This is a genomic window from Streptomyces sp. NBC_01352, assembly GCF_036237295.1.
Lineage (GTDB): Bacteria > Actinomycetota > Actinomycetes > Streptomycetales > Streptomycetaceae > Streptomyces > Streptomyces plumbiresistens.
This window is the reverse complement of sequence record NZ_CP108354.1, coordinates 2335813-2353130: the sequence shown is the minus strand read 5'-3', so window position 1 is coordinate 2353130 and position 17318 is coordinate 2335813. Positions and strand designations below refer to the sequence as shown.

General features: G+C 72.0%; 14 protein-coding genes. 4 read left to right on the top strand and 10 right to left on the bottom strand.

Features of this window, described 5'->3' with window-relative positions; all coding sequences use genetic code 11:
• Nucleotides 1–202: 202 nt before the first annotated feature.
• Nucleotides 203–1702: an MFS transporter gene (locus OG252_RS11105; protein ID WP_329335599.1), complete on the bottom strand. Its 1500-nt coding sequence runs from the start codon at nucleotides 1700–1702 to the stop codon at nucleotides 203–205.
• A 109-nt stretch (nucleotides 1703–1811) separates the two neighbouring features.
• Here OG252_RS11105 and OG252_RS11100 point away from each other — a divergent pair, with 109 nt between their 5' ends.
• Nucleotides 1812–2792 carry an Lrp/AsnC family transcriptional regulator gene (locus OG252_RS11100; RefSeq protein ID WP_266450094.1) on the top strand — a complete coding sequence of 327 codons (981 nt, stop codon included), beginning with the start codon at nucleotides 1812–1814 and terminating at the stop codon, nucleotides 2790–2792.
• Between the two features lie 22 nt (nucleotides 2793–2814).
• Here OG252_RS11100 and OG252_RS11095 read toward each other — a convergent pair whose 3' ends face one another.
• On the bottom strand, nucleotides 2815–3678 hold the full coding sequence (locus OG252_RS11095) for a LysR substrate-binding domain-containing protein (RefSeq protein WP_329335597.1): 864 nt from the start codon (nucleotides 3676–3678) through the stop codon (nucleotides 2815–2817).
• Nucleotides 3679–3872: 194 nt separating this feature from the next.
• Here OG252_RS11095 and OG252_RS11090 point away from each other — a divergent pair, with 194 nt between their 5' ends.
• Nucleotides 3873–4922, top strand: coding sequence for a bile acid:sodium symporter family protein (locus OG252_RS11090; protein ID WP_329345121.1), 1050 nt, complete (start codon nucleotides 3873–3875; stop codon nucleotides 4920–4922).
• Here the strand turns inward: OG252_RS11090 and OG252_RS11085 are convergent.
• Together OG252_RS11085 and OG252_RS11080 are read right to left on the bottom strand one after the other, a co-directional pair.
• Nucleotides 4858–6033, bottom strand: coding sequence for a DUF4185 domain-containing protein (locus OG252_RS11085; RefSeq protein ID WP_443068396.1), 1176 nt, complete (start codon nucleotides 6031–6033; stop codon nucleotides 4858–4860). The two genes, OG252_RS11090 and OG252_RS11085, sit on opposite strands and share 65 nt — an antisense overlap.
• A 65-nt stretch (nucleotides 6034–6098) precedes the next feature.
• Nucleotides 6099–7967, bottom strand: coding sequence for an exo-alpha-sialidase (locus OG252_RS11080; RefSeq protein WP_329345120.1), 1869 nt, complete (start codon nucleotides 7965–7967; stop codon nucleotides 6099–6101).
• A 296-nt stretch (nucleotides 7968–8263) separates the two neighbouring features.
• On the opposite strand from OG252_RS11080, the gene OG252_RS11075 reads away from it, so the two are divergent.
• Nucleotides 8264–8809 carry an isochorismatase family protein gene (locus OG252_RS11075; protein ID WP_329335593.1) on the top strand — a complete coding sequence of 182 codons (546 nt, stop codon included), beginning with the start codon at nucleotides 8264–8266 and terminating at the stop codon, nucleotides 8807–8809.
• A gap of 4 nt (nucleotides 8810–8813) precedes the next feature.
• Here OG252_RS11075 and OG252_RS11070 read toward each other — a convergent pair whose 3' ends face one another.
• Complete coding sequence (locus OG252_RS11070; protein WP_329335591.1) at nucleotides 8814–9533, bottom strand: SDR family oxidoreductase; 720 nt, start codon at nucleotides 9531–9533, stop codon at nucleotides 8814–8816.
• A 135-nt stretch (nucleotides 9534–9668) separates the two neighbouring features.
• On the opposite strand from OG252_RS11070, the gene OG252_RS11065 reads away from it, so the two are divergent.
• Nucleotides 9669–10484 (top strand): LysR family transcriptional regulator, encoded by an 816-nt coding sequence (locus OG252_RS11065; RefSeq protein ID WP_329335589.1) that lies wholly within the window; start codon nucleotides 9669–9671, stop codon nucleotides 10482–10484.
• A gap of 123 nt (nucleotides 10485–10607) precedes the next feature.
• Here OG252_RS11065 and fdhD read toward each other — a convergent pair whose 3' ends face one another.
• Genes fdhD through OG252_RS11040 form a run of 5 tightly spaced genes read right to left on the bottom strand, consistent with a single transcriptional unit; the run spans nucleotide 10608 to nucleotide 17102 of the window.
• A complete protein-coding gene (gene fdhD, locus OG252_RS11060) occupies nucleotides 10608–11456 on the bottom strand; it encodes a formate dehydrogenase accessory sulfurtransferase FdhD (protein WP_266450106.1) in 849 nt (282 codons plus the stop codon).
• Nucleotides 11457–11463: 7 nt separating this feature from the next.
• The gene (locus tag OG252_RS11055; RefSeq protein WP_307678357.1) at nucleotides 11464–12324 is read right to left on the bottom strand and encodes a 2Fe-2S iron-sulfur cluster-binding protein; all 861 of its coding nucleotides are present in this window, start codon (nucleotides 12322–12324) and stop codon (nucleotides 11464–11466) included.
• The gene (locus tag OG252_RS11050) at nucleotides 12321–14153 is read right to left on the bottom strand and encodes an NAD(P)H-dependent oxidoreductase subunit E (protein WP_329335586.1); all 1833 of its coding nucleotides are present in this window, start codon (nucleotides 14151–14153) and stop codon (nucleotides 12321–12323) included. Before OG252_RS11050 ends, OG252_RS11055 begins: the two co-directional genes overlap by 4 nt.
• A gap of 55 nt (nucleotides 14154–14208) precedes the next feature.
• Nucleotides 14209–16134: a molybdopterin oxidoreductase family protein gene (locus OG252_RS11045; protein WP_329335584.1), complete on the bottom strand. Its 1926-nt coding sequence runs from the start codon at nucleotides 16132–16134 to the stop codon at nucleotides 14209–14211.
• Nucleotides 16131–17102 carry a 2-dehydropantoate 2-reductase gene (locus OG252_RS11040; protein ID WP_266450112.1) on the bottom strand — a complete coding sequence of 324 codons (972 nt, stop codon included), beginning with the start codon at nucleotides 17100–17102 and terminating at the stop codon, nucleotides 16131–16133. Before OG252_RS11040 ends, OG252_RS11045 begins: the two co-directional genes overlap by 4 nt.
• Nucleotides 17103–17318: the final 216 nt, after the last annotated feature.

The following is a 17318-nucleotide window of genomic DNA, read 5'->3' as shown; positions in this document are numbered from 1 at the left end:
CTGGTCAGTGGCGGAAAATGCGCCCACATGGGGAAGGGTCGGACAGAAACCTGACGGTTGAGTAAGTTTCGGTGCCGTAATCTCCACCGAATCTGTACGACCTGATGACGGCCGTCGCGGTGGCCGGATTCCGCCCCTCGCGACGACCCGATCATGACCACCCGATCATGACCACCCGATCGAGACGAGGGGCCGTCCGGCCTCAGCCGTGCTGTGCGGCCCTCTCCTGTGTCAGCGTCGCGGCGGTCGGATCCGTCACAGGGGCCCGCGCCGGCCGCGGAGTCCTGACCAGCGCGAGCACCAGCACGCCGGCGACCACGGCCACCGCTCCGGCGACGAGCGCCGCCCGGTCGAGCCCCGCGGTGAAGGCAGCCCGCAGGGTCTGCTCGGAGAACGTGCCCCCGAGCGCCTCGGCGCCGCCGCCCGCCAGGGCGTGGGCCGCGTCGTGCGGCAGCGTGTCCTGCATCCGGGAGGTCAGGACGGTGCCGCACAGGGCGATGCCGATCGCGTAACCGAGCTGCCGGAACGTGTTGACCGCGCCGCCCGCCATGCCCGCCCGCTCCGGCCCCACCGCGGCCAGCGCGGCGCCCGCGATGCCGGGCGACGCCAGCCCCGTACCGGCACCCACCAGCACCAGCCCCGGAATCAGCGCGTTCGCACCCGAGTTCGCGTCCAGTCCCGCCATGCAGAACTGGCCGGCGCCGATCAGCAGCAGCCCGCCCCCGACGGTGAACCGGGCCGACACCCCGTGCAGCAGCCGCCCCCCGGCCGCCGCCACCACGAACGAGGCGAGGGACATCCACAGGAACTGCACGCCACCGCGCACCGCGCTCATGCCGAGCATCGTCTGCAGCCAGATCGAGGTGTACGCCAGCACACCGAACGCCGCCCCGTTGAAGGCGAGCGCGCCCGCCATGACGCCCGAGAAAGCGGGCTTCGTGAACAGCCGCAGATCGAGCAGCGGGTCCGCGCCGCGCTGTTCGACGACGAGGAAGCCGGCGAGCGCCACGACCGCCGCCGCGAACCAGACGAGGGTGCCGCCCTCGGTCCAGCCGTGCGACCCGGCCCGCACCGCCCCGTACGTCACCGCCCCGGCGAACGCCGCGAAGGTCGCCGTACCCGCCCAGTCCACCCGCCGTCCCCGCGTGCCCCGCGACTCCGGTACGACCCGCAGCGTCAGCCAGACCGCCGCCACGCTCACCGGCAGGTTCACGAAGAAGATCCACCGCCAGCCCGGCCCGTCGGTGAGCAGCCCGCCGGCCAGCGGACCGATCGCGGCCGCCGCCCCGCTGACCGCGCCCCACACCCCGAGCGCCGTCGACCGCTGCCGCCCCTGGTAGACCGAGCCCAGCAGCGGCAGCGTGGTGGCGAACATCGCCGCCGCGCCCACGCCCTGCAGCCCGCGCGCGGCGACCAGCATCTGCGGCCCGGTCGCGAGCCCGCACAGCAGCGACGCGCCCGCGAACAGCACCACGCCCACGACGTGCACCCGCCGCCGCCCCAGCACGTCGGCCGCGGCCCCCATCCCGAGCAGCAGCGCCGCCAGCGCCAGCGCGTACCCGTCCATCACCCACTGCAGATCGCTCAGCGAGGCGCCCAGTGCCCGTGCCATGTCCGGCAGTGCCACGATCGCGATCGTCACGTCCAGCAACAACATGAACGTGCCCAGACACACCGCCGCCAGCGGCCCCCATGTACGCATGTCCCCAACTCCCTCTGTGGTGTGTGCTGCCTCCGTACGATGGGGGCCACACGGCCGATCGCAGCGGTAGCGGACCGTCTGGTGCCGAAATCCGACAGAGGTGAGCCGTATGGAGATGGAATCCCACACCTTCGACCACCTCGATCTGCAGTTGCTGGACGCGCTGGAGGTCAACGGCCGCGCCTCCTTCAGCCGGATCGGGGCGGTCCTCGGCGTCTCCGACCAGACCGTCGCGCGCCGTTACCGCAGGCTGTGGGCCGAGGGCGGCCTCAGGGTCGTCGCCGTCCGGGACGCCGAACGGCTCGGGCAGGACCAGTGGACCCTGCGGCTGCGCTGCGTCCCCGACAGCGCCCTGCCCATCGCTCAGGCCCTCGCCAAGCGGCCCGACACCAGCTGGATCGGCATCGCCTCCGGCGGCACCGAGGTCATCTTCGGCACCCGGCCGCGCAGTGTCGGCGACCGCGACGACCTGCTGCTCGGCAAGCTCCCGCGCACCCCGCGCGTCATGGAGATCCGCGCCCACCAGCTGCTGCACCGCTTCTTCGGCGGACCCAGCGGCTGGCTGAGCAGGTTCGGCGCGCTCACCGCGGACCAGCTCACCGCCCTTGGGCCCGAACCGGTCGCCGCCGAGGGCCTCGCGCGCATCGACCCGCAGGACGAACCCCTGGTCGCCGCGCTGGAGCAGGACGGCCGCGCCACCTACCCCGAACTCCAGCGCGCCACCGGCCGTTCGGAGTCCGCCGTCAAACGCCGCCTCGCCGCCCTGCTCGCCTCCGGCGCGGTCTACATCGATGTGGAGTACGACACCGAGAGCATCGGCTACCCGGTCTCCGCCGTCCTGTGGATCACCACCACCCCGGCCGCCCTGCACACCGTCGGCGAGGCCCTCGCCACCCACGACGAGATCGCCCACGCCGCCGCCACGGCCGGCCCCTCCAACATCATCGCCACCGTCGTGGTCAGGAGTACGGCGCATCTGTACGCCTACCTCAGCGGCCCGCTCGGCCGACTGGAGGGCGTCCAGCACGTGGAGGCCTCGCCGTTCCTGCGGCGGGTGAAGCAGCTCACCTACCAGCAGCCGTCGCGCTGACGCCCGGGCCGCCGCTGCCGCGTCAACGCCGGTGCAGCCGGTCCCCGCCCGCCAGGATCGCCGCCGCCAGCGCGTCGGCGCCGGCCTGGGCGGCCGTACGGCGGCCGCCGTGGACCAGGACGAAGTCGACGCGGCCGAGTTCCGGCAGGCCCGACCGGTCAGGGACGCGGACCAGGCCGGGCGGGATCAGGCCCCGGGAGTGGGCCATCACGCCGAGGCCCGCGCGGGCCGCCGCGACCAGCCCGTTGAGGCTGGCGCTGGTGCACGCGACGCGCCAGGCCCGGCCCTGCCGTTCCAGCGCCTCCAGGGCGAGCGCCCGGGTGATGCCCGGCGGCGGGTACACGATCAACGGCACCGGCCGGTCCGCGTCCAGGCGCAGCCGCTCGGCGCCGATCCACACCAGTTCGTCGTGCCAGACCAGCTGGCCGCGCGGGTCCTCGGGACGCCGCTTCGCCAGCATCAGGTCCAGTTTCCCAGCCGCCAACTGCTCGTGCAGCGTGCCCGACAGCTCGACCGTCAGCTCCAGGTCGACCTCCGGATGGTCGTGCCGGAAGCCCTCCAGGATCTCCGGCAGCCGGGTCAGCACGAAGTCCTCCGACGCGCCGAACCGCAGCCGCCCGCGCACCCGCGTCCCCGTGAAGAACGCCGCCGCCTGCTCGTGCACCTCCAGGATCCGGCGCGCGAAGCCCAGCATCGCCTCGCCGTCCTCCGTCAGCTCCACGGAGTGGGTGTCCCGGGTGAACAACTGCCGCCCGGCGGCCTCCTCCAGCCGCCGCACGTGCTGGCTGACGGTGGACTGGCGCAGCCCCAGCCGCCGGGCGGCCTGCGTGAAGCTCAGCGTCTGGGCCACCGCGAGGAACGTACGCAGCTGGGAGGGGTCGTACACGAGACCCAGCCTACCGCGGGCTATCGCGGAACGTGATGACAGTGAGTGCGGTATGCCGGATTCCCGATCGCCGGGTGAGAGAGCAGGATGGAGCGGGGACCCGTGACCCGGCGGCCGAAGGCCCGTCCCCCGCCGTACCACCGACAGCACCGAGCAAGTGGAGCACCGTGAAACGCCTGCGTTGGCCGAGTTGGATGCCGATCGACCCGTACATCCTGCTGCTGCTCGGGACGGTGGGCCTCGCGGCTCTCCTCCCGGCGCGCGGGACGTCGGCCGACGTGGCCTCCGGCGCCTCCACGGGCGCCATCGCCTTCCTCTTCTTCCTCTACGGCGCCCGCCTGTCCACCCGGGAGGCGCTGGACGGGCTCAAGCACTGGCGGCTTCACGTCACCGTCCTGGCCTGCACGTTCCTGGTGTTCCCGCTGCTGGGACTGGCCGCCCGCGGACTCGTCCCCGTCTTCCTGACCCACCCGCTCTACCAGGGCCTGCTCTTCCTCACCCTCGTGCCCTCGACGATCCAGTCGTCGATCGCCTTCACCTCGATGGCACGCGGAAACGTTCCGGCCGCGATCTGCGCCGGCTCCTTCTCCTCCCTGGTGGGCATCGTCGTCACCCCGCTGCTGGCGGCCGCCCTGCTCGGCAACAGCGGCGGCGGGTTCTCCGCCGACTCGCTGCTGGAGATCGTGCTCCAGCTGCTGGTGCCGTTCCTCGCCGGGCAACTGCTGCGCCGCTGGATCGGCGGCTTCGTCGCCCGGCACAAGAAGGTCCTCGGCCTGGTCGACCGCGGCTCGATCCTCCTCGTCGTCTACACGGCGTTCAGCGAGGGCATGGTCCAGGGCATCTGGCACCAGGTGAGCCCCCTCAGGCTGGCCGGCCTGCTCGGCGTGGAGGCCGTGCTCCTCGCCGTGATGCTGGCCCTGACCTGGTACGGCAGCAAGGCGCTCCGCTTCGGCCGGGAGGACCGGATCGCGATCCAGTTCGCCGGCTCGAAGAAGTCCCTCGCCTCCGGACTGCCCATGGCGAGCGTCCTGTTCGGCGCGCATGCCGCGCTGGCCGTGCTGCCGCTGATGCTCTTCCACCAGATGCAGCTGATGGTGTGCGCGGTGATCGCCAAACGCCGCTCGCACGACCCCGACGACTCCGGCGTGGCCCGCGGCTCCGGCGAGTCCCGTGAGGAGGTCACCGCGTCGGGGCCAGCCGCAGGGTCACGAACCGCGGTCGGTACAGGGACACGTTCCGGTTGAGCTGTGCCGCCGCGCCCGTCGCCTCCAGCCAGTTGACGTCGTAGCTCAGCACCAGCCTTCCGTCACCGCCGAGTTCGGGGTGCACCTGGGGGTTGTAGGCGGCGACCTGCCCCGGCGGCAGGGACGGCGTGAAGTCCTTCGCCGGGCCGTGCCAGGGCCCGGTGGGGGAGCAGGCCCAGTACGAGGTCACCGTGGTCAGCCCCCGCGCCCCCGCCGCCATCGTGAACAGCACGTACGTCCCGCCCACCCGCACCACCGAGAACGCGCTGCCCACCCCGGTGCGCCGCCCGTCCCCGAGCACGGCACCCGGGCGGGCCCGCGCCGCCCAGCCGGAACCGTCCCAGTACTCCCAGGCGGCCGGATCCCCGAGCCCGCCCTCGGGCACCCGCGCCACGTACGCCTGCGAGGCGGGCCGGGACGCCGCCTGCCCGTCGTCGCCGCCGAACACATAGGTCCAGCCGCCCTTCTCGACCAGCGTCGTCCCGAACAGCACCCGCCGGGACGGATCCTGGACGAGCCGCTGGTCGAGCACCTCGACGACCGACTCGACCCGCAGGTCGGGCAGGGACAGCGTGGCGACCTCGGTGGCGGTGGGCACGCCGTAGATCCACGGCGCCGACCCGGCCGTGCGCACCCACAGCAGCACCCGCAGCACCTGCTCGGATGAGCCGGGGGAGCGGGGCTCGACACGGGCCGCGACCGGCCAGCGCCACTGGTTCGGGCCCGGGTCGGGGAACAGCGGCGCGGGCAGCGTCGCCTGCAGCCGCCCCTCGTCCATCAGCACGGCCGAGTTGCGCACGAGCGGCGCCGTCCCGTCCCGCCAGGCGTACGACTCGCCGACCGGGTTGGGCGGACGGTGCACCTGGCCGAGATAGGTGTCCGAGAACAGCCACAGCAGCCGGCCGTCCGGCAGCCGCACCGAGTGCGTGCCGTCGCCGCCGGTCCAGTCGTCGGCACGGGTCGCGTCGTCGCCGTAGCGGGCGAACTCGGCGGTGATGCGGTCGTCCGTCGACCACGAGCCGACGGTATGCGGTATACAGTCTCCCGAATTCTGTTGATTGTCGTCGTCCGGCAGTGCGCTGAGCAGCACCGCCGCGAGAACCAGGGTCATCAGCAGGCCGACCCCGACTCCTGTCCGTTGTCGTGCTCGTATCTCCTCGGGCACGCTCCCGGACGTTAGCGGCTGTTGCTCACGTGGTCCATGGGCAGCCACAGGACGGCGTTCCCGACCGGGCCGCTCCCGTCCTCGATCTCCTCGTCGGTGAGGGCCCGGTCCCAGACACGGACGTCGTCGATCGCGCCGGTGAAGAAGGCCCGGCTGTCCATGCGCTGCCCGATGTGCACGCCGAACGGCGCGTTGCGGCTGACCGAGCCCGGCACGTCCGCGGCGCCGATCGCCGTACCGTCGATGAACAGGGTCAGCCGGCCGCCGCCGCGGCGCAGCGACAGATGGTGCCACCGGCCGTCGTTGTGGGCGCCGGTGGTGGTGACGGTCGCCGTGCGCACGGTCGTCGCGCCGTCCCGCGCGGTGATCAGGCCGCGCAGCCGGTTGCCCGCGGGCTCGCCGCGCATCCACACCTGCGGCTGGGTGTTGCCGACCCCGCCCATCCACAGCAGCGGCTGCTCCCCGGTCGTGGCGGTGTAGCGGAACCGCAGGGATGCCGTGAACTCCTTCGCGCCCAGGGCGAGTTGCTCGCGGTACGGCAGGCGTACGGCGTCGTCGGCGCCGTCGAACTCCAGTGCCCCGCCCAAGGCGCCGACCGTCGCCCCGGCGCCGCCCAGCACGGCCGCGCTCGCGGCGCCAGGGGCGAGATCCAGGGTGGTCGGATCCGGGCCGCGGCGGGCCTGCAGCCAGTCCTCGGTGAAGCGGGCGAAGCGGATCTCGTCGCGGGCGTCGACGGTGCCGGCCTCGTACAGCAGGCCCACCGTGGCGTCGTCGACCGGCGCCAGGTCGGAGTAACCGGACCAGTCCGTGGTGACGACCGTGCCCCGGTCGACACTGTCCCAGGTGGCGCCGCCGTCGTAGGAGGAGCGGATCATCATGGTCCGGCGGCGGTCGGGGTCGGCGGGACAGGACAGCAGGATGCGGTCGCCGAAGGGGAGCGTCGCGCACTGGACCTGGGGGGCGTAGAGGTCCGGGAGTTCGCGGAAGGGGGCGGTGAAGCTGGTGCCGCCGTCGAGGCTGACGGCCTGGGTACGGTGGCCGATGTCGGTGCCGTGCTGTTCGCGGCCGCTGACCAGGACCGCGCCGTCGGTGCGCTCGGTGAGCGTCAGCTCGGACGGTTTCTGCCGGAAGACGCGGTCCTCGGCGACGGGCCAGGAGTCGGTGGCGCCGGCCTTCCAGTGGTCGCCGCCGTCGTCGCTGACGATGAGCGCGGCGTGGTTGGCGGTGACCCGACTGCCGTTCCAGGTCTCGGCGTTGACGCCGAAGACCAGTCGGCCGGCGTGCGCGCCGCGGGTGAGCTGGATGCCGTGCACGGGGCCGGTGGCGTACCAGGAGTTCCAGTGTGCGGGCCGGATCTCGGCGCTCAGGTCGCGCGGCGCCGACCAGGTCAGGCCGTCGTCGTCGCTGTACTGCAGATGGGGGGTCCGGTCGCAGGGCGCGGAGCAGCCGGCGCTGTCCGTGCGACCCGTGTTGTAGGTCTCGGCGAGCAGCACGCGGCCGGTGTCGCGGTCCACGATCGGGGCCGGGTTGCCGTGCGTGTCGCCGTTGCCCTCGTTGATGACCTGGAGCGGGCCCCAGGTGCGGCCGCCGTCCGTGGAGCGCTTCAGGACGATGTCGATGTCGGCGGCGTCGCCGCAGTTCAGGACCCGGCCCTCGGCGAAGGCCAGCAGTGTGCCGTCGACTGTATGCACAATGGCCGGAATGCGGAAGCAGGCGTAGCCGGGGTCCTGGGACGCCTTGAAGAGGACCTGTTGCTCAAACTCGGGTGCGGAGCCGGGTACTTGGGCGTGGACGGGAGTGGGCGACACGGCCAGCGCCGCCGTCGCGACGACCGCCGTCAGAGTGATGGATCCCGGACGGGCGCGAAACCATGCCGGCAGGGGACGGGCTTCCCTTTCCTGTCTGAACATCTGATCATGCTAGGTCTGACGGTTTGTCAGGTATGTCAGGCGGGGCGCGTCGCTGCTCCGGATGGGTGTGACGCACGTCAGAACCTGCGGAGTGCCGGCGGCGGGCGGTCGGACCTCGCCCGCCGCGGCGGCCGGGAGGGCATCCGGGAGGGCATGAAGATGTGGCGGCACCATGCCGGCTCCCCGCGGGACCGAACGTGACGAGTTCATGGGCCCGTTGATCCGGATTCCCGGTACGGACGGCCGACGGCGGATAACGTTCCGTCATGAACGCACCACGCACCGTCGAATCCGGGCCCGCACTCGACGCCGCCCGCACCGCCCTCGTGCTCGTCGACCTGATGGACCGCATCGTCGCGCTGCCCCTGGAACCCCGGAAGGGCACCGAAGTCCTCGCCGCCGCCGAGGAGTTGGCGTCCCGGTTCCGCGCGGCCGGTGCACTCGTCGTGCTCGTCCGCGTCGAGCGCACCGGTGTCGCCGAGCAGCCGCCCGGCAGCGGGCTGGTGGCCGGCCTGCTCCGCGACGGTGACGTCGAGATCGTGAAGCGGACGATCGGCGCGTTCCAGGGCACCGGCCTGGACGAGCGCCTGCGCGAACACGGTGTCACCACGCTGGTGTTCGGCGGGATCGCCACCAACCTCGGCGTGGAGTCCACCGCACGCGCGGCCGGCGACCTCGGCTACGACCTCGTCTTCGTCGAGGACGCCATGGCCGCGTTCACGGCGGCCGAGCACGCGGCGTCCGTACGGCTGGACTTCCCCCGGCTGGGCACCGTGGTGACCGCGGCGCGGGTGCGCCCGGGGGCGGAGTGAGTCCTCAGACCAGTACCGTTCCGCCGTCCACGACCACCACCGAGCCGGTGCTGTAGGCGCCGCGCATCAGATACAGGTAGGCCTCGGCGACATCCTCCGGCTCGCCCACCCGCCCGACCGGGAGCGACTGGGCGGCGGAGGCGAACATCCCGTCCCGGGTCTCCTCGGGCAGGTCCCGCCACAGCTCGGTGCGGACCATGCCGGGCTCGACCACGTTGACCCGCAGCGGGGCCAGCTCCAGGGCGAGCGCCCGGGTGAGCGACTCCATCGCCCCGCACAGGCTCGCCGCGACGGTCGTCCCCGGCATCGGACGACGCGCCACGGTCCCGGTGGTCAGCACCACCGAACCGCCCTTCCGGATCGACGGGGCGCCGTACTTCACCGCCGTGTACGCGCCCCACAGCCGGGCGTCCAGAAAGCGCCGGGCCCGCCCCAGGTCGGACTCCGCCACGCTCTCCAGCAGCAACGACTCGCCGGCCGTGAACACCAGATGGTCGAAGCCGCCGATCCGCCCGAAGAAGGCGCGCACCGCGTCCTCGTCGGTCACGTCGAGCACCCTGCCCTCGGCGCCCTGCGGCAGTCGCTCCAGCGCGGCCGCCACGCTCTCCTGCCGACGCGAGGCGACCACCACCTGCGCCCCCTCCCGCGCGGCCGCCTCGGCGACCGCGAGTCCGATGCCCGCCGTACCGCCGATGACGACGATCCGCTGTCCTCGCAGACTCATGCCGTGCCCCTTCCGTACTGCCGTCCTGGTTGACGTGGTCCACCCTGCGGTCGCTCCCGTCCCGCCGTCCAAGACCTCTTCAGGCGTCGGCGATACCCTGAGGGCATCGCCACCGGACCGGGAGAAGGGGCGGCCATGGACCTCGACCTGCGGAAGGTCCGCTACTTCGTGGCGGTGGCCGAGCAGCTGCACTTCGGCCGCGCCGCCGAGCGCCTGCACATCGCACAGCCTGTGCTGAGCCGTCAGATCAGGGCGCTGGAAAAGGACTTGGGCGCCGCCCTCTTCGAACGCGACAGTCACGGCGCGACCTTGACCGCCGCGGGGCGCCAACTCCTCGACGACGCCCGGAACCTGCTCGCCTCCGCCGACGCCGCCCGGCGCAGGGTGCGGCGCGCCGCCCGCGGACCGCGCCGCCTCGTCGTCGGCTTCCGGGCGGGCATCGTCGTCACCCACGCCGTGCGGGCCTTCGGCGCCGCCCATCCCGACGTCGACGTACAGGCCCGCCGGGTCGAGTGGGACGACCAGGAGCGGCTGATCCTCGACGGCAGCGTCGACCTCGCCTATCTACGACGGCCCATCGACGAGCGCGGCCTGAAGCTGCTGCCGCTGTACACGGAGACCCGCGTGGCGATGCTCCCCGCCGATCACCGGCTCGCCGGAAAACCGGAACTCGCGTCGGCCGACCTGGCGGGCGAGACCTGGCTGCGCTACCTCGATCCCCGGCCGCACGACCTGCCGATCCGGACCATCGAGGAGAAGTTCGAGCGCGTGGCGGGCGGGCTCGGCATCACCCTCGTACCGCGGTCGGTCGCCGAGCAGTACTCCCGCCCCGACATCACGTACGTGCCCGTCCGCGACGCCGAACCCGACCAGGTGATCCTGGCCTGGGAGGCGAGCCGCCGCTCACCCTTGATCACCGCCTTCGCCGAGGTCGCACAGACGGCGGGCTGAGGCGGCGAGCCGAGGCGGCGGGCTGTGACGGCGGGCTGTGACGGCCGGTTGAGACGGGGCCCCTGCGGCGCAGGGGGCGCTCCCCGCCGGTCGGGGCCCCGCCGCCGTGTCGCGGGGAGCCGGTCAGCCCTGGGCGGCCGCGGCCCGCAGGGCGATGCGGCCTTCGCCCGCGTACACGTTCATGGAGCTGCCCCGCAGGAAGCCCACCAGCGTCAGTCCCGCCTCCGCCGCCAGGTCCACGGCCAGTGACGAGGGCGCCGAGACCGCCGCGAGGACCGGGATGCCCGCCATCACGGCCTTCTGCGCCAGCTCGAAGGAGGCCCGGCCCGACACGAGCAGGATGGTGCGGGACAGCGGCAGGTCCCCGTTCTGCAGGGCGCGGCCGACCAGCTTGTCGACCGCGTTGTGCCGGCCCACGTCTTCCCGGATGTCGAGCAGTTCGCCGTCCTCGGAGAACAGGGCCGCCGCGTGCAGGCCCCCGGTCCGGTCGAAGACCCGCTGGGCCGCGCGCAGCCGGTCGGGGAGGCTCGCGAGCAACTCGGGTTCGACGTGGACCGGGGGAGTGTCGGAGATGGGCCAGCGGGCGGTCGTACGGACGGCGTCGAGGCTCGCCTTGCCGCACAGGCCGCAGGACGAGGTCGTGTAGACGTTCCGCTCGAGCGTGATGTCGGGCATGATCACGCCCGGCGCGGTCCGCACGTCCACCACGTTGTAGGTGTTCGAGCCGTCTACGGTCGCCCCCGCACAGTAGACAATATTCAGCAGATCGGATGCCGCGGCCAGCACACCCTCGCTCACCAGGAAACCGGCGGCGAGCGCGAAGTCGTCACCCGGTGTGCGCATGGTGATGGCGAGCGGTTTGCCGTTCAGCCGGATCTCCAGTGGTTCCTCGGCGACGAGCGTGTCCGGGCGGCTGGAGACCACCCCGTCCCGGATGCGGATCACCTTGCGTCGTTCCGTGACTCGTCCCATGTCCTGATCAGCCCCGGTTCTGTACGTGCTGGTAGCCGAAACGGCCCTTGATGCAGAGGTTGCCGTGGGTCACCGGGTTGTCGTGCGGCGAGGTGACCTTCACGATCTCATTGTCCTGCACGTGCAGAGTGAGGTTGCAGCCCACTCCGCAGTACGCGCACACCGTGGTCGTCTCCGTCTGCGCCGACTCGTCCCAGGTACCCGCCGCCCGCATGTCGAACTCCGACTTGAAGGACAGGGCCCCCGTGGGGCACACCTCGATGCAGTTGCCGCAGTACACGCACGCCGAGTCCGTGAGCGGCCCGTCGTGCTCCACGGCGATCCGGGCGTCGAAGCCGCGCCCCACGACCGAGATCGCGAAGGTGTTCTGCCACTGGTCGCCGCAGGCGTCCACGCACTTGTAGCAGAGGATGCACTTGTCGTAGTCGCGGACGTAGAGGTCGTTGTCGACCCTCGGCTCCTCGTTCAGCCGGGCCGCGTCCGGGCCGAAACGGTCCGGCTTCGCCTCGTACTCCTTGATCCACTCCGCCACCCTCGGGGTCGTCGACATGTCGACCGAGGAGGCGAGCAGCTCCAGGACGATCTTGCGGCTGTGGCGGGCCCGCTCGGTGTCGGTCCTCACCTGCATGCCGGGCTCGGCCTTGCGGGAGCAGGCCGGGACCAGGGTGCGGGAGCCCTCGACCTCGACGACACAGACCCGGCAGGCGTTCTTGGGGGTGAGGGTGTCGCCCTCGCAGAGCGTCGGGATGTCCTTCCCGGCCGCCCGGCAGGCGTCGAGGACGGTCGAGCCCTCAGGGACCCTGGCCTCCTCCCCGTCGATGGTGAACTCCAGCAGGCGGCGGGGGATCCCCAGCGGTGTCACGGTCATTCGTACGCCCCCAGGCGGTCGATGGCGGATTCCACGGCGTTCCACGCGGTCTGTCCCAGACCGCAGATGGAGGCGTCCCGCATGGCGCGGCCGACCTCCCTGAGCAGGGCGATGTCGTCGGCCGCCGCCGCACCCGCGCGCTCCGCGATCCGGTGCAGGGCCTCCTCCTGGCGGACGGTCCCGACCCGGCACGGCACGCACTGGCCGCACGACTCGTCACGGAAGAACTCGGCGATCCGCAGGAGCAGCCGGGGCAGCGGCACCGTGTCGTCGAAGGCCATCACGACCCCCGACCCGAGCGTGGTGCCCGCCTCCCGGGTGCCTTCGAAGGTGAGCGGGATGTCCCGTTCGTCCGGCCGTACGAAGCCGCCGGCCGCCCCGCCGAGCAGCACCGCCCGCAGCCCCTCGCGCACGCCGGCCAGCTCCAGCAGTTCGCCCAGCGTGGCGCCGAACGGCAGCTCGTAGATCCCGGGCCGGTCCACGCTGCCCGACACGCAGAACAGTTTGGGCCCGGTGGACCGCTGGGTCCCGATCGCCGCGTACGCCGGGGCGCCCATGGTCAGGATCGGCAGCACGTTGACCAGCGTCTCCACGTTGTTCTCGACCGTGGGTTTGCCGAACAGGCCCTTCTCCACGGGGAACGGCGGCTTCGAGCGCGGCTCGCCCCGGTAGCCCTCGATGGAGTTGAACAGGGCCGTCTCCTCGCCGCAGATGTACGCGCCCGCGCCCCGCCGGATCTCGATGTCGAAGGCGTAGCCCTGGCCGAGGACGTCGTCGCCGAGCAGCCCACGGGCGCGCGCCTGGTCGACGGCATATTGCATACGGTGTACTGCGCGCGGATACTCGCCGCGCATATACAGATAACCCCGGTGCGCTCCGGTCGCGTACGCCGCGATCGTCATCGCCTCCACCAGCGCGTACGGGTCGCCCTCCATGATCACGCGGTCCTTGAAGGTGCCCGGCTCGGACTCGTCCGCGTTGCACACCAGGTAGTGCGGATGGTCGGGCTGGGACGCCGTGGCCTGCCACTTGCGGCCGGTGGGGAAGGCGGCGCCACCGCGCCCGACCAGGCCCGAGTCGGTGACCTCACGGATGACTCCGCCGGGACCGAGGTCGAAGGCCCGGCGCAGCGCGGTGTAGCCGCCGTGGGCCCGGTAGTCGTCCAGGCTCGTCGGGTCCACGACACCGACGCGGCGCAGCAGGGTCAGCGACGGGTCTCCCGCCTGGGGCACCGCCATCGCCGCCGACGGCTCGTCCGGCGCCGAGTCCGGTGCGCTCGCCGCGAGTACGGCCGCCTCGACCGTCGCCGGCGCCGAGACCGCCGTACGCACCGGATCCCCGGCCTTGACCGCGAGCGCGGCCGGAGCCCGTTCGCACAGGCCGAGGCACGGGCTGCGTTCGACCGAGACGCCGCTGCCGAGGCCGAGCCGGGCCTCGATCCCGGCGCACAGATCGGACGCCCCGGCGGCCGCGCACGCCAGGTCCGTGCACACGTGCAGCACGGTCGCGGGGCGCGGCTTGACCGAGAACATCGCGTAGAAGGTGGCGACCCCGTACGCCTCCGCCGGCGGCACGGTCAGCCGGCGGCACAGGTAGTCCAGCGCGCCCTCGCTGATCCAGCCGACCCGGTCGTTGATCGCGTGCAGCCCCGGCAGCAGCAGGTCGCGGCGGTCCCGGGCCGCGCGCCCGCCACGGGCCCACCTCAGGTCGGCGGCCCTCATCTCATCGCGGTCGGCCCCCTCCCACGAGGACTCCGGAGGACCGAGCAGCGCGTCGACCGCCGCCCGCTCGTCGTCCGTCGGCTTGCTGTCACCGAAGTGCAGATCCACCAGGTCACCTCACTCTTGAGCCACTGAGCGGACTGAGCAGACTGAGCAGCTTGGGTCAGCCGACGGTCGTCGTGATCGGCAGCTTCTCGATGCGGATCGCCGACGCCTTGAACTCCGCCGTCCCCGCGATCGGGCAGTTCGCCTCGATCGTCAGCTGGTTGGTGTCCACCTCGTCGGGAAAATGCATGGTCATGAAGGCCAGCCCCGGCCTGAGGGCGGGGTCGATCCACACGGGCGCGACGACCGACCCGCGCCGCGAGGTGACCTGCACCTCCTCGCCGACCACGACCCCGTACCGTTCGGCGTCCTCCGGGCACAGCTCGATGAACTCGCCGCGCCGCAGCGGGGACGCGAAACTCCCGCTCTGCACACCGGTGTTGTACGAGTCGAGCCGTCGGCCGGTGGTCAGCCGGACCGGGTACTGCTCGTCGGTGAGGTCGACCGGCGGATCGTGCTGGACGAGCCCGAAGGGGGCCGGCCTGCCGCGCCGTGCGGGGTCCTTCTCCCACAACCGGCCGTGCAGGTACGTCGGTTCGAGCCCGTCGGGATCGGGACAGGGCCACTGGATGCCCTGGTGTTCCTCCAGGCGGTCGTACGTCATCCCGTAGTGGTCCGGCGAGACCGAGCGGAGCTCGTTCCAGACGGACTCGGAGTCGGCGTACTTCCAGTCGTGGCCGAGCCGTGCGGCCAGGTCGCAGATGATGTCGATGTCCTCGCGGGCCTCGCCGGGCGGGGTCACCGCCCGGCGCACCCGCTGAACCCGCCGCTCGCTGTTGGTGGTTGTGCCCTCGGTCTCCGCCCAGCCGGCCGTGGCGGGCAGGACGACGTCCGCGAGTTCGGCCGTCTTCGTGAGGAAGATGTCCTGCACCACGAGGAAGTCCAGCTGCCGCATCCGCCGTACGGCCTGCTCGCTGTCCGCCTCCGACTGCGCGGGGTTCTCGCCGATGCAGTAGACCGCCTTGAGCGTGCCCTCCTCCATGGCCTCGAACATCTCCGTCAGGTTCATCCCGTAGTGCGGCTGGATGACGGTGTCCCAGGCCGACTCGAACTTCAGCCGCGCCACGGGGTCGAGGATGTCCTGGAAGCCAGGCAGCCGGTTGGGTATGGCGCCCATGTCGCCGCCGCCCTGCACGTTGTTCTGCCCGCGCAGGGGCTGCAGACCGGAGCCGTAGCGGCCGACGTGGCCGGTGAGCAGCGAGAGGTTGATCAACGCGCGCACGTTGTCGGTGCCGTTGTGGTGCTCGGTGATGCCGAGGGTCCAGCACAGCTGGGCGCGTTCGGCGCGGGCGTAGGCGTGCGCCAACTCCCGTATGGCGGCGGCCGGTACGCCCGTCACCTTCTGCGCGAGGGACAGCGTCCACGGTTCGACGAGTTGCTTGTACTCCTCGTAGCCGCTGGTGGCGCGCGCGATGAACGCCTCGTTGGCGAGGCCGGCGTGGATGATCTCGCGGCCGATCGCGTGCGCCATCGGGATGTCCGTGCCGACGTTGAGACCGAGCCAGCTCTCCGCCCACTCGGCGGTCGACGTCCGTCGCGGGTCGACCGCATACAGTCGGCCGCCGTTGTGTATGCCCTTGAGTACGTGCTGGAAGAAGATCGGATGCGCGAAACGGGCGTTGGACCCCCACATCACGATGATGTCGGTGTGCTCGATCTCCTCGTACGACGACGTCCCGCCGCCCGAGCCGAAAGCGGCCGACAGACCGGCCACGCTCGGGGCGTGACACGTCCGGTTGCAGGAGTCGACGTTGTTGGTGCCCATGACGACTCGGGCGAACTTCTGCGCCACGTAGTTCATCTCGTTCGTCGCCCGGGCGCAGGAGAACATGCCGAACGCGCCGCGGGCCGCCGCGAGGCCCTGGGCGGCGCGGTCCAGCGCATCCTCCCAGGTGGCCTGACGGAACGGTTCGTCGCGGGAGTCCCGGACCAGTGGATGGGTGAGCCGGGTGTAGGTCTTCGGGGTTCGATCGCGTTTCCTCATGCGGCGCTCCTCAGGGCGAGCAGGTCCGAGATGGCGTGCACGGTGCGCAGGGTGGGCACCTCGACGCCGGTGATCTCCGCCAGCTCCACGACGGCCGCGAGCAGCACGTCGAGTTCGAGCGGCTTGCCGCGCTCCAGGTCCTGGAGCGTGGAGGTGCGGTGGTCGCCGACCCGTTCGGCGCCCGCGAGCCGGCGCTCGATGGAGACGCCGACCTCGCAGCCGAGGGCCTCGGCGACGCTGAGCGTCTCGGTCATCATGATCTCGATGACCTTGCGGGTGCCGCCGTGCAGGCACATCTGCCGCATGGTGGCGCGGGCCAGGGCGCTGATCGGGTTGAAGGAGATGTTGCCGAGCAGCTTGAGCCAGATGTCGTTGCGCAGGTCGGGCTCGACCGGGCACTTCAGCCCGCCGGCCTGCATCGCCTCGCTGAACGCCGTACAGCGCGCCGAGACGCTGCGGTCGGGCTCGCCGACGGAGAACCGGGTTCCTTCCAAGTGCCGTACGACGCCCGGACCTTCGAGCTCGGTGGCCGCGTAGACCACGCAGCCGACGGCCCGTTCGGGCGCGAGCACCGCACTGACCGCGCCGTCCGGGTCCACGCTCTCGACGCGATGGCCGTCGTGGGGGCCGCCGTGCCGGTGGAAGTACCACCAGGGGATGCCGTTCTGGGCGGCCACGACCGCCGTGGAGTCGTGCAGGAGAGGCTCGATCAGCGGCCCGCACGCCGCGTACGAGTTGGCCTTGAGGCCCAGGAAGACGAAGTCGACCGGGCCGACCTCGGCCGGGTCGTCGGTGGCGTGTGCGTGCGCGGTGAAGTCACCGCGCGGGCTGAGGACCCGCACACCGTGCTGCCTCATGGCCGCCAGATGCGGTCCACGGGCGACGAGGTGCACGTCGGCGCCGGCGCGATGGAGCGCGGCACCGACGTAGGCGCCGATCGCTCCGGCGCCGAGTACTGCGACTTTCATACGAGGGAGCTCCGTTCGGTCGAGGGTACCGAGGAACTGCCGAACTCTGTCGACGAAATATTGTCTACAGTATGGAAGTTGTGCCAGCAAGGGTTCGCGCAGGATGGGGGTGCGGTCGGGGAAACCGGCCGGTAGGACCGTTCGGCGCGCGCGGGATACCGTTCATCGCATACGGTCGACGCGCCGCCTTTTCAACTACCGCGATTCTTCCTACCG